The organism is Longimicrobiales bacterium (assembly GCA_029245345.1).
GTDB lineage: Bacteria > Gemmatimonadota > Gemmatimonadetes > Longimicrobiales > Gaopeijiaceae > CALFPJ01.
In genome coordinates, this window is sequence record JAQWPM010000012.1 from 589867 (window position 1) to 602705 (window position 12839).

At 61.5% G+C, this 12839-nt stretch carries 10 protein-coding genes; 7 read left to right on the forward strand and 3 right to left on the reverse strand.

Annotation, left to right across the window (positions count from 1 at the left end; all coding sequences use genetic code 11):
• Positions 1-32 precede the first annotated feature (32 nt).
• Positions 33-1826 carry a caspase family protein gene (locus P8L30_05710; GenBank protein MDG2239679.1) on the reverse strand — a complete coding sequence of 598 codons (1794 nt, stop codon included), beginning with the start codon at positions 1824-1826 and terminating at the stop codon, positions 33-35.
• A complete protein-coding gene (locus tag P8L30_05715; GenBank protein ID MDG2239680.1) occupies positions 1826-2512 on the reverse strand; it encodes a CsgG/HfaB family protein in 687 nt (228 codons plus the stop codon). Before P8L30_05715 ends, P8L30_05710 begins: the two co-directional genes overlap by 1 nt.
• 198 nt (positions 2513-2710) lie before the next feature.
• On the opposite strand from P8L30_05715, the gene P8L30_05720 reads away from it, so the two are divergent.
• From P8L30_05720 to P8L30_05750, 7 genes are all read left to right on the forward strand, one after another.
• A complete protein-coding gene (locus P8L30_05720; GenBank protein MDG2239681.1) occupies positions 2711-4147 on the forward strand; it encodes a CsgG/HfaB family protein in 1437 nt (478 codons plus the stop codon).
• Positions 4144-5286, forward strand: a complete 1143-nt coding sequence (locus P8L30_05725) for a hypothetical protein (GenBank protein ID MDG2239682.1) — start codon at positions 4144-4146, stop codon at positions 5284-5286. Before P8L30_05720 ends, P8L30_05725 begins: the two co-directional genes overlap by 4 nt.
• Positions 5287-5416: 130 nt before the next feature.
• A complete protein-coding gene (locus P8L30_05730) occupies positions 5417-6505 on the forward strand; it encodes an ATP-dependent 6-phosphofructokinase (protein ID MDG2239683.1) in 1089 nt (362 codons plus the stop codon).
• 7 nt (positions 6506-6512) lie between these two features.
• On the forward strand, positions 6513-8936 hold the full coding sequence (locus tag P8L30_05735) for a prolyl oligopeptidase family serine peptidase (protein MDG2239684.1): 2424 nt from the start codon (positions 6513-6515) through the stop codon (positions 8934-8936).
• Between the two features lie 467 nt (positions 8937-9403).
• The gene (locus P8L30_05740) at positions 9404-9535 is read left to right on the forward strand and encodes a hypothetical protein (GenBank protein ID MDG2239685.1); all 132 of its coding nucleotides are present in this window, start codon (positions 9404-9406) and stop codon (positions 9533-9535) included.
• Between the two features lie 12 nt (positions 9536-9547).
• On the forward strand, positions 9548-11224 hold the full coding sequence (locus tag P8L30_05745) for a sodium:solute symporter (protein ID MDG2239686.1): 1677 nt from the start codon (positions 9548-9550) through the stop codon (positions 11222-11224).
• Positions 11225-11443: 219 nt separating this feature from the next.
• Positions 11444-11647, forward strand: coding sequence for a hypothetical protein (locus P8L30_05750; protein MDG2239687.1), 204 nt, complete (start codon positions 11444-11446; stop codon positions 11645-11647).
• Positions 11648-11793: 146 nt separating this feature from the next.
• On the opposite strand, the gene P8L30_05755 is transcribed toward P8L30_05750, so the two are convergent.
• Complete coding sequence (locus P8L30_05755; protein MDG2239688.1) at positions 11794-12837, reverse strand: substrate-binding domain-containing protein; 1044 nt, start codon at positions 12835-12837, stop codon at positions 11794-11796.
• Between the last annotated feature and the right edge of the window lie 2 nt (positions 12838-12839).

Genomic DNA, 12839 nt, shown 5'->3' on the forward strand with positions numbered 1-12839 from the left:
CTTCATATTCTACGGCCGGACGAAGGGGCTCGTCAGCCGCCAGGGCCGTCCGGCTGGCTACCACCGGTAACGATGGCCAACGGTATGTCCCCGAACCCACTTCGTTGTGGATTCTGCTGACCGTTGGTCGCCTGTCGAACGTTGTTCGAAACGTGATCGAAGACCTCGGTGAATGTCACGATGCCATCATTGTCGGCATCTGCAGCACCCTTCAACCCTTCAAGAAGGAAGTGGGTGAACACACCGTTTCCACCCCACCGTTCGTCCTCTTGAGCGAACTCGTTCGTGTCCGCTGCCGTCATCATCAAGCGGCGGGACGGGGTGAAGAGCTGCGCAAATCCACCCGAGATGGCGTTGCTGCCACCCCCTCCAACCGCATCACCGTCCGCCGTACCGGCCGAATGACACGCATCGGCGATCACGATTACCCGCTCTGATGAGATCTGACGGCGTAGCGCGGTCTTAACATCCCACATCGGGAATCCGGTGGACGCCAACGCGTTCAGGTCCGAGTCCGCAGGCAACAGGTACAGATTGTCCGGGCGGCCCGGATCCGGCGCACCATGTCCCGCGAAGTAGATGACGACCAAGTCGTCCCAGTCCGCTTGCTGCAAGAACACGAAGAGCGCCTCGCGCATCGCAGCCCCGGTTGCCTGTTCGTTTTCGAGGTAGAGTACCTCGTCGAACGGACCCGCAGCATCACTCTGCAAGAAATCGCGGATCGCCCGAGCATCCATGGGCGCACCTTCCAGGTCTGGAATCTCCTCGGACTGGTATTCACCGACACCGACGACCACCGCCCAACGTTTGTCGATGCGCGGTGCAGCTACGGCCTGAGTCGTGGAGCCGTCAGTACCACTCGCGACGATCAGAACACTGTCCTGACTGACAGGGAGCGTGAACTCACGACGGAAGATTTGAGCTTCAGCCGGATCCACACGGATCCGGGCCGCTTCTTCGGCATCGAGTGGTTCCAGCAGCGCAGGCGCGCCGTTCACCTCTACCCCGCTCGTGTTTCCGACCACGACGCCCCGGAGCTCAACCGTGTTCGTCACTCCAGAGAGGCTGTTGCCACCCTTTGCAACAACACCGATACCTCGGGTCGCCGCGCCACTAGCGGGCTTCACGTCAGCTCGAATCACGGCAACACCTGGTGCTTCACCGCCACCGCCATTAGTGCTGGCGGCCTGCGAAGCGGTCGCATGCTCGACCGAACCGGGCTCGGGAAGATTCCAGTACGCTGCTTCCATCCAAGTACGCGCTGACCAATCGTTCATCACGCCGCCGATGAACTGAGTGATGACATCCTGCGTCACCTGGCGGACGACCTTCGCCTTCGCAGCCTGGTCCGTCGCTTCAAGAGCGCGACCACTCGCCACAGCCTCCGACACGACGTCGCCGTGGTCCAAGCGAAGCGCCCGCACCGAAACCTCCGCGGTCGCGGTGATCAGAGTTCCGTCCACCGGGTCGGGGCGCGTCGCGTAGTCCGCGACCCCGAGAATCAAAAGTTGTGCTCCCCAGTCACGACCGAGCTGCGTCGCCGCACCATCGTTCCCGTTCATTGCCGCGGTCACCAGATTCTGTGCCGCTTCGTCGATGGCCAGAGCCGGATCAATAACCGGGAATCCGGCCTCCCGCAGGAAGCTCGTCATCTCCCGCGACGAAACCTTCCCCCGGCCGTCCTCCTGAATGAAAACCATAGCCCGGGGCAACTCACCCTCAAACGAGATGGCTTGGGCCGCGACGTCCACGGGTTGAGCCAAGAAGGCCAGCGCCAACGCCAACGTCGGCAGAATCACCACAACTTTCAGAGTATTGATACGCATTATTCACCGCCTCCCAGTCGAACCAAGGCACGCTCGGCATCGATGTATCCCGGGTAAAGCTCAAGCGCAGCATTGTACTGCTCCACTGCTTGGGCCGTCTCACCCTTGTCCTCATAGTCCACCGCCCGACTGAACGCGATGATCGCCGGGACCGGGATCCTGGCAACTCCAGGTCTATTGGACGGTGCAACGAGTTCGAGCTCGCTACTGAATTCATCGGCGATACTCACGAGGACTGAGAGCAGCTCGCTCGTCTGATCCATCTTCTTGAGTACAGATATGATCTCTGACGTTTCGACATCGACTGCCCGGATATCGATTCGCAGGTTGTTCGCAATGCTTGCGACCTGCCCATAGAACATGTACTGGGCTCCCAGCAGCTTGCCGATCTCAACAGCGCTGCTCTCGTCAACCCGGCCGGACAGCGCCAGTCGCTGCTCCTGCAGGAGGTCATTGAGCGCCTGGCGTTCCACAACCACGATCCCTTCACGGCCACTGAACTCTGTCACGAGCATGGCGGACACCGCCTTGCCTAGGTTCACGGAACTGCCGCCGTCGCCGAGCATGAAGCCGTTGAAATCCATCACGGCGATGGTCGGGATTGCCGGATCCTGGGCAGACGCATCCTGAACGCTTAGCGCCGCAATCGCGATCACGGCAACAAGAACGGTCTTGTAGGTGCGCACTTAAACCTCCTCAAAAGGGGCTGAACCCCCATAAAGACTGCATATCTTAAGCTGCAACGGGCGGGTCAAAAAGAGAAATCCTTTGCCCACCCAAACTCTATTTCGTAATTTAACCCAGGCCTCATCGGAGATGCGAGAAGATGTTTTTTTCGCACTCTCCGTGATTTCATCTTTAGTGGTTTCTCCTAGGAGCCTTTTATGCGGTACGCTCCCTCAGTCGGCTGTCGTTCTCTGGTCGCGCTGTCCCTATCCCTGGCGTTCGGCGCGTGCGCGTATTCGATCCCCGAGGTAAGCCCTGCGGACATTCCTAGCATCCGTCAGCAGCTCTCCGCAAACCCTCTCGACACGGACCTCCAAGTCCAGTTGGGAATGGCGCTCTTCAAAACGAACGACTTTGAAGGCTCGCGAATGACCCTGCAGGCTGCTGTGGACTCCGGAAACCAATCCGGCCCCGGGCTACTCTACCTAGGCATGGTACATGAGGAGCTGCACAATTGGTCCGCGGCTAGTGACGCGTACAACCAGTACCTCAACGTAGGACGGTCCGAGGAATTGAAGAACGAACTGCGCAACCGTCTCCAGTTCGTCGCGCAGAACATGCTGCAGGAGCGGTCGCAGACCGCCTTGGCGAACGAGTCGCAGCTTCTCACGACGGCGCCGACGCCTCGGTCGGTGGCGGTCATGCCGTTCGCGTTCAACTCCACGGACGCCAACCTCGAGCCGCTGATCTATGCCCTAGCGGACATGATGACAACGGACTTCGCCGTTTCCAACGCGCTCATCGTATTGGAGCGTGCCCAGATCCAATCGCTCCTGGACGAGATCGGGATGAACGAGGCAGGCTATTCCGAGCCAGGCACCGGCGCACGCGCTGGCCGCCTACTTCAGGCTGAGCACGTCGTACAAGGAGTCCTCACTCCGGCGGGCGACCAAATCGCCGTCTCGCAGGACGTGCTGAACGTGGCAAGCGCATCTTCGGCCGGTCAGGTCAACGAGGCAGCGGCGCTGGAAAACATCTTCGATATGGAGAAGCAACTCGTCTTCCGCACCATCCAGGAAGTGCTCGGAGTGACGCTCACCCCCGGTGAGCAGCAGCAAATTCTTGACAACCGCACGGACAACCTGCTGGCGTTCCTCGCCTACGGGCGCGGACTTCGTGAGAAGGACAACGGGAACTATGCGGCCGCACAGGCTGAGTTCGAGCAGGCGCAGCAACTCGACCCTAGCTTCAGCGCTGCGGCAACCGAGGCTCAGGAATCGCAGGTGATGGACGAAGCTGCCGCCACAACGACAGCCCAGATCGCAACGACCGCGTCGTCGACCGGTGAGACAGGTTCTGGCGGATCAGTAGCTCCGCCACCAACAACGACCACGACGGGTGCGACCACCGGCGGAGGGACGACAACTGCCACGTCGCAGACGCTGAGTGAGGCTTCCAACGCGGTCAATCCAACCCGGACCTCAGGGACCCTCGACCTCGGCTCAACTACGAGTAGTGACAACACAGCGGCGACCACGACCGGTGAGGACCGCAGCGATGCAGCTCAAGAGTCTCAAGGCCAAGAAAGCGTGACGACAGTTGCACAGGCTCAGATTCGCATCGTCATCCTGAGACCGGGCAGAGGTGGCCAATGATCGCCCGGACACTGAAGGCCGGTATCGCAGCGGCCTTCGTAGCCGCGGTCTTAGCGGTCCCAGCTTCGGCGCAAAACAGCACGATGGGCGTCGGGTCCAATTTTATGGGCTACACGTTCGATGCTGGCTTGGGCGCGGACGCGGTTCAACTTTTTATGGTCCCGGTCGCCGTGCGGTTCCCGATCACCGACGCGATTTCGGTGGACCTCTCGACCGCTTGGGCTCAGGGCGAGATCGAGCGCGACAACACCCGCTTTACGATGTCCGGGGTGACCGACACCCACCTGAAGCTCTCTTATTCAGTGACGCCTTGGGCACTGCTTAGCTTCGGCGCAGGCATCCCCACCGGCAATTCTACCCACACTGGAGAGGAAGCCATCGTTGCGTCCGTGCTCGCCACGGACCTATTGGGTTTCCGCGAAACCACGTGGGGAAGCGGTTCCGGGTTCACGTCGGCCCTGGCCACTGCCGCCCGAGTCGGCGGATGGGGAGTCGGGTTCGCCGGAGCCTATTCGGTGCGCGGAGAGTTCGAACCGAGTACAGACCTCGATTTGTCATACCGGCCGGGCAATGAGACCCGAATCCGGGTGGGCCTCGATCGGAACATCGGTACGAATACGCTCACGCTTGGTGCGACATTCCGGCAGTACGAATCGGACCAGGCGGACGGGATCAACCTCTTCCAGGCAGGCAATCGACTCCGCTTCGACGCAACGTATGCGTTCCGCGCAGGTTCTGGAGTATGGACAGTGTATGCTGCAGACGTGATTCGTGAGACTGGCGACCTGACCCTTTCCATCGTGGACAACATTGGAGCGATCGTCGGGGACACCGCGATCGCAACGCCGAAGCAGAACATGCTCGTCGTTGGCGTGATGGGTTCGATCCAGGTCGGCGGTGGCTTCGCATTCCGTCCTCACATCGACCTCAGACTGCAAGACCGTACGGAACCCGACGGCACGGACCCCGGCTCAGGTTGGATGCTGGCCGCAGGTGGAGATCTCCCCATGCGTCTTTTCGGTGGCTACGATTTCTTCCCCAAGCTACGCATTCTCTACGGCTCTATCATCGACGCCACCGGGGCCGGAGTGGACGTCATGGGGGCTGAGTTCTCAGGTACCGTCCGATGGATATTCTGACGGGGGAGTAACCTCCCCCGCCTCGCATCTCCGAGCTCTCGCGGACTTTCGGGGATAGCCGCTAGTATGGGCGTCCGGCTTCAAAGCCGGATGCCCATTTTCTTTGGTGGCACGTCTGCCCGGCCAGGCCATGAATCTGAACATCAAACGCATCGCCGTGAACACCGGCGGGGGGGATGCTCCCGGCCTCAACGCCGTCATCCGCGCAGTTGTTAGGGCGGCGGAGCAGATGGACTGGGAGGTCCTCGGGATCAAGGACAGCTACGACGGGCTGTTCGAGGAAGACGGGGTCGTCACCTTGAACCGCCGGTCCGTCCGGGGGATCACGCACCTCGGAGGCACGATCCTCGGCACGACGAACCGGGGGAACCCACTGAAGTGGCCCATCCGCGCCGACGGCGGCGCCGTTACGTACATGGACCGGTCGCAAGAGGTGGTCGATGCCCTGGAGCGACTCGAGGTCGACGCTCTGATCTCAATTGGCGGCGACGGCTCGCTCGAGATCGCACACGCACTCTCTCAGAAGGGCCTCAAGGTCGTCGGGGTCCCGAAGACGATCGACAATGACCTCGAGGCCACGAGTGTGACCTTCGGCTTCCATACCGCAGTCGACACGGCCACAGACGCGATTGGAAAGCTCCACTCCACCGCGGAATCACATCAGCGAGTCATGGTCGTCGAGGTGATGGGCCGGAACGCCGGTTGGATCGCGCTGTCGTCAGGCGTCGCGGGAACTGCGGATGTCATCCTGATCCCGGAGATCCCCTACGACATGGATATCGTCTGCGAGAAAATTCAGGATCGCTACGCCAGCGGGCGAGAATTCGCGATTGTGGTCGTCGCGGAAGGGGCCTTCCCCAAAGGCAGCAAGCCTCTGTTCAAACAGGAAGACGACGGCCAGAAACGACTGGGTGGAATGGCAGAGCAGGTAGCCCATGATATTCATGAGCGGACCGGCAGGGAGACGCGGCACCTCGTCCTAGGCCACCTCCAGCGCGGTGGCGGCCCCAACTCTTATGACCGCTTGCTGGCGCTCCGCTTTGGAGCTGCAGCGGTCAAGCTGGTGATGGACGGCTGTTTCGGGTGCATGGTCGCGCTCAATCCGCCCAAAGTGCTCGCCGTTCCGCTGGAACAGGCGATAGCGAGAATAAAGACTGTCCCCTTGGACAGCGACATCATCGAAACTGCGCGGGCCGTTGGCACTTGCATGGGAGATTGAAGAGAAAATGAAGAGAGTCACAAACGGTCTATTGGCCGCGCTCGTCGCAGTTTGCACTCCTGCCCTCGTCAGCGCGCAAAGTGTGGCGGACCACGTACCTGAGGTCGTCCGGAGCGAACAGTTCGAGCTGTCCATTCGGAACATCATGCGCGCCGAGGAGAACGTCGGCGTTGCCCCGGGGCAGATCCGATGGACGGACGACTCCGAATGGATCTACTTCAGTTGGCGACCCGGAGGCATGGCCTGGGACGCGCCGCGCTCCAGCTACCGCGTCAGCGCGGACGGCGGCGAGCCCGAAATCGTCAATGGAGAGACCATGCGCGAGATGGCACCTCTGTTGGCCGGAGGGGATATCTCTGCCGATCAGCGATGGCGCATCTCGTCCGTCAGCGGAGATCTGTACTTGGTCGATCGACGGTCGATGAATGTCCGCCGCTTGACGCACACCGCGGACGGGGAGGGTCAACCAATTTTCTCGTCCGATGGCGAGTCGATCCTCTTCCAGCGTGGCGGGAATCTGTTCCGACTGGGGATTGAATCCGGGACCTTGGAGCAACTCACGCGAGTGGCCAACGGACCCGCACCTCGAGACGAAGAAGACGCCGAGGGCCAGCGGGGCTTCTTGGAAGACCAGCAGCTCGAATTGTTCGCGCATATCCGCAGGGATGCTGTGCGTCAGGCTCGTCAGGACTCGATCCGCGAAGCAGGGTCGATCGGTGAGCCAGAGCAGATCTATGTGGGGGCCGGAGAGCGCGCCCAAGGCATGACCCCAACCCGCACGGGCGAGTACGCCCTACTCCGAGCGGTGAAGCAGTCGCAAGGGTCGAAGCAGACGATCGTGCCCGACTGGGTCACCGATGACGGGTACACGCGGGACCTCACGGTTCGGACGAAGGTCGGGGACGCTCAGGGCGCCCAGCGGATCGGAGTTGTCACCCTCGCCACGGGCGAAGTCACTTGGATCGACCTCGCTCCAGAAGGCTACGAAGGTGAGGGGACGCCCCGGCCGAATAACGCGCAGTGGAACGACGCTGGGACGAAGGCATTTGTTTTCGCCGTTTCCGCAGACAACAAAGACCGGTGGCTTTGGTCTGTGGACGCCGCCACAGGCGAGCGCACGATGCTCGACCATCTACGTGACGATGCATGGGTCGCCGGCCCGTGCTTCGCGTTCTGTGTCGGCTTCGTGCCGGGGACGGACCGCATCTACTACGTGAGCGAAGGATCGGGCTACGCTCACCTCTACGCGGTGAACGCCGACGGTTCGGACAAGCAGGCACTCACGAGTGGAGAGTGGGAAGTACTCTCGGTGGGCATGCCGGAGGATCGGTCCCGCTTCTTCCTGCGCACGAACGAGGGGTCGCCGTTCAACGAGCACCTGTTCTGGATGGACTTCGACGGCTCGGATAGGGAGCAGGTCACGTCAGGAGACGGGCGGTTCGTTGGGACGCTCGCTCCGAACGGGGAGCGCATGGCGGTCGTGCACGACGTGGCTAATCATCCGCCCGAACTCTTCGTCGCAGACGCAGAATCGGGCTCCGAAATGGGACAGATCACCGAGTCGCCCACCGAAGAATGGAGTGGATTCCCGTGGGTCAAGCCGGAGATCCTGAGCTTCGAAGCGGAGGACGGTACGATGGTGCCGGCCAGGATCTATCGGCCGTCGGACATGGGCGCTGAGTCACACGGCGGCGCGGTCATCTTCGTTCATGGCGCTGGATACCTCCACAACGTCCATAACTACTGGTCGTCGTACTACCGCGAATACCAGTTCAATCAGCTGCTCGCCGCGAGTGGCTATACGGTGCTCGACATCGACTACCGGGGCTCTGCCGGATATGGCGCTGAATGGCGGACGGGGATCTATCGGTGGATGGGCGGGAAGGACATGTCCGACCAGGTCGACGGCGCTCGGTATCTCGCTGCGAGTGAAGGCGTCGATCCGGCTCGCATCGGGCTCTATGGTGGGTCCTACGGTGGATTCATCACGCTCATGGGCCTCTTCACCTCCGGAGACACCTTCAAGTCCGGAGCAGCGCTCCGGTCCGTGACCGACTGGGCCCACTACAACCATGGGTACACCAGCAGAATCCTGAATCAACCGCAGGACGACATTGAAGCCTATGAGCAGTCGTCTCCGATCTATTTCGCGGAGAACTTCGGAGCGGATCAGCACCTCGTGATGCTGCACGGCATGGTCGACACCAACGTGCACTTCTCGGACGTGGTCCGATTGTCTCAGAGGCTCATCGAGTTGGGCAAGGAGAACTGGGAGCTCGCGGTCTACCCCGTGGAGGGCCACGGATTCACTGAACCGACATCGTGGACCGACGAGTACCGCCGGATCTACGAGCTTTTCGAACGGACGCTGCGGGAGCCGGGATGCACAGCCGAGGGTGGCTTCTGCACCGTTCGAGGAGCCGGAAACTGACGCGACGACGCTAGGGTCGTGGGGGATAAAGAGAGGGCGCCGACAGTCTTTCCGGCGCCCTCTCTTTTTTTCGCCGGACCTCACTAGGCAGCCGAACGCTCAGCTCCAGCTGAGTCGGTCCTGAGGTCCTGAAGGCGCGGACAGCCGGGATGAGCCCTGAGGCGAAGGCTACGGCCATCCGCACGCCAATCATCGAAGCGGCAATCCCCGGATCCACTAAAGCTGGACTGGCACAGATCCGATCGCGTTGGCGGACGCTCCGTAACGCCCGTCCCGAACGCAAACACGCCACTCACCAAGAGAAAAGCCCGCTCGAATCTCATTCTCATCACCCACTCTTGTAGCGACGGTCCGCCCCGGAGCACCGCGCCATCTCAGCTCGAATTACGACCCATCCGCAGCATGCTTGCGCCATGCGTCGGCCTCCCGGAGCTTCCGTCGCACATCCCGCCGCTTCGGAACTGCCCATGACGCCTGACGACACCGAAACTCCCGCCGACACACGGGCCAGGTTGAAGAACACGCTTATCCGCGTGCTCACGGTCCAGCTTATCGCGCTCGCGATGCTCTGGCTCCTCCAGATGCGTTACCACGTCTAAGGGAGTCCGACCGTGCACTGGATCAATTGGCTCATCGTTGTCGTCTACCTCGCGTACGTCATTATCGATGGTCTCCGGAAGTCCAAAGGGACCGACACCCTCGAAGGGTACTTCCTAGCGAGTAAGAGCCTGCCTTGGTGGGTCGTTGGCCTGTCCGTGATGGCTACCCAGCTATCTGCGATCACGATGATCGGCACGCCCGGCCAAGGTGCGACAGATGGCCTCCGGTTCGTGCAGTTCTACTTCGGCCTTCCGATCGCGATGGTCATTCTCGGGGTCACCCTCGTACCGTTCCTTCATGGGTCGGGTGTCTACACAGCGTACGAGTACCTGGAGAGCCGGTTTGACACCAAGACCCGCTCCCTCACCGCGTTCCTCTTCCTGCTTTCCCGTGGGATGTCAGCCGGGACGATCATGGCTGCCCCAGGAGTGGTGCTGAGCGCGGTATTCGGGATCCCACTCGTGTGGAGCGTTCTGCTGATCGGTGTTCCAACCGTGATCTACACGATGATCGGGGGCGTCCAGGCGGTGGCCTGGGCAGACGTCAAACAGATGGTGCTCATCATGATCGCCTTGTTGGGCATCATGGTGGTTCTCGTCATGCAAATGCCGGTCACTCCTGACGACGCGCTGCGCATTGCTGGCTCGACTGGGAGGCTCAAGACGTTCGACTTTTCGTTCAATCTGAACGAGACGTACACGTTCTGGTCGGGCATCATTGGCGGGACATTCCTCATGCTGTCGTACTTTGGAACGGATCAGAGCCAGGTTCAGCGCTACCTGACAGCAAAGTCCGTGGACGAGGCGCGCAGTTCGCTACTCATGAGCGCCTACTGGAAGATCCCGCTCCAAGCGCTGGTGCTCATGGTCGGTGTGATGATCTTCGTCTACTACCAGTTCGTGCAGCCCCCGTTGCTCTTCAACCCGGCCCACGAAGAGGCTGTCGTAGCCGAACGCGGGGCGGCCTACGACGCCCTGCAAGACCGGTACGACGACATTTTTACACTTCGTGAGCAGGCGGCGATGTCGGTCGCAGATGCCGGAGACGACGCAACAGCGGCGACCGCCATGGAAGCGTTCGTCGCTCGCGAAGCGGATATGCAGGTCATCCGCGGTGAGGCCCTCGTGATGGCCGAGGAGGTCACGGGCGAAGCGTCACGCGACGTGAACTACATCGTCCCACGCTTCGTGCTCTCCGAACTCCCCATCGGACTGACGGGGCTCTTCATAGCCGGCGTGCTCGCCGCGGCCATGTCGAGCATCGCGGCGGAGTTGAACTCACTCGCTACAACGAGTGTGATCGACTTCTACAGACGGTGGTATAAACCCGAAGCCGACGACGCGCACTATCTGAAAATCTCAAAGATCGCGACGGGTTTCTGGGGGCTTTTCGCCTGCGCGGTCGCGACCTACGCGGCGACCCTTGGGTCGCTCATCGAGGTCGTGAATCGGTTCGGGTCGTTCTTCTATGGCTCGATCCTGGGCGTCTTCCTTCTCGCGATGATGCCACGTGCCAAGGGCATGGGAGCGTTCGTAGGACTGCTTTCCGGCATGGGTGTCGTGGCAGCCGTGACCTTCGGGGCACCCGATGTCTCGTTCCTATGGCACAACGTCATCGGTGCGGTGACGGTGGTGGTGGTGGGATTGGTCCTGGGGGGATTGGGCAACGGAGACTCCCAGGAAGCGTAGACCGAGGCGTCCACGGAGAAGAACGGCAGGGTTCGACTTGGGACCGGGCGGTCAGTGACAGAGGGGGACCAGCGGGTCTTTCTCAGCGAGATGCGTGAGTTGATCGCTCAACAAGGTGCGCCGGCAACGGCGACCGACGCCTACTTGGCCACAGTTCAATTTGCTGAGAGGTATCCAGCCTTCGTGACTCTTTCTCACGGACCGCGTGGGTCGATTTGAGTGCAGCGGATCCTCAGCGGCGACAACCTGCGCGGCGAGGGCGAATTCCATCCTCAGAATCTCGGATCCAACACCTGGGACATCTTCGACGGAGGCGGTCGCTACCTTGGCAACCTCACGTTCCCTGGCAAGTATCAGCCGATCCGGTCATCGATGACCGGATCTATAGAATCCCCTGAGATGAATTCGACCCTCAATCGATGAAGGTGTGCCGGGTGGTGACGGGGTGACGCTCGCCGGAGAATCAAAAGGGGGCGTCGCGGAAGCGCCCAGGGGGAGAAGCCCCGCCAAGCGTTCTTCGAGCGCGAGCCCCGCGACGCGACCTACGATACTCCTCGATTCACTCGCCATCAGTAGAAATTCCTCCCTTTCCCTCTGACCTCATCTTCCCATCGCTCGACCCAAATCGACAGCTGAGCGACCACCGCAGCAGGGCGCCCGAACCACATGAGGGGTTCGCCCGGGAGGAAATGATCATCTGGCAGACGTGCTTCGAAGAGCGGGCCGCGAGCAGGCCACCACCACGTCTGCACGGCAACCTCAGCGGCGACATCACCGCCCACCATCTCGATGAACTCCATAGCAGTCTCCGGCTGGGGAGCCCCGAACAACATCGCCACCCCTCGGATAAGCCCAGGCGCGCCCGAATCCGGGTGTCTGTAGTGGAGCCAGTCGGCGTACTCGTGCCTTAGGCGCTCCACTGCGTGGAGCGGCAGCACCGCGGCGACGGCGTCTCCGGTCCCGAGGGCACGCACGGCCTCTTCCTCATCGCTCGCATACATCCCCTGAGTCGCGTCCAGTCTCAGAAGACGATCGAAGCCCTCGATCTCGTCCGTGCCGTCGGCCAGAGACCCTTCGAGCATACCTGTCAGAAACGCAGTTCCATTGTCGCTCAGTGCGGGATCTAGAAAAGCGACTTCGCCGCGCCACCTCGGATGGTAGAGATCCACCCAGTCGCGAGGAGCTCGGGTGAGCTGCGTCAGCTCGCGATTGAACGCAACGACGAATGGAGATACTGCGGCGACCTGCCATCGGTCTTCTGCATCGACTCCGACAATATTCGACTCCGCCTCGACCCACGACGGCCTATACGGCGCGAGCAAGCTGTCGGCGGCCGCACGCTGGAGGGTAGCGGACGCAGCCCCCCACCACACATCACCATCCCCTCGCCCGGAAGCGATACGCTCCATCGCCTCAGCGTCGTCCATACGGACGATGCGTACATCGACGTTTGCCCACATCTCCTCGAAGCGTTCCTCGGCGTACTCCACGACCGCAATGGGAAGCGGCGAGTACACCACCAGGATTTGGTCCGTCGACGGACGGCACGCTGTGGCGGCATACGCCACCGTCGCGAGCCCGAGACACCACCGAAAGCTCTTTTCGAATCTCATTC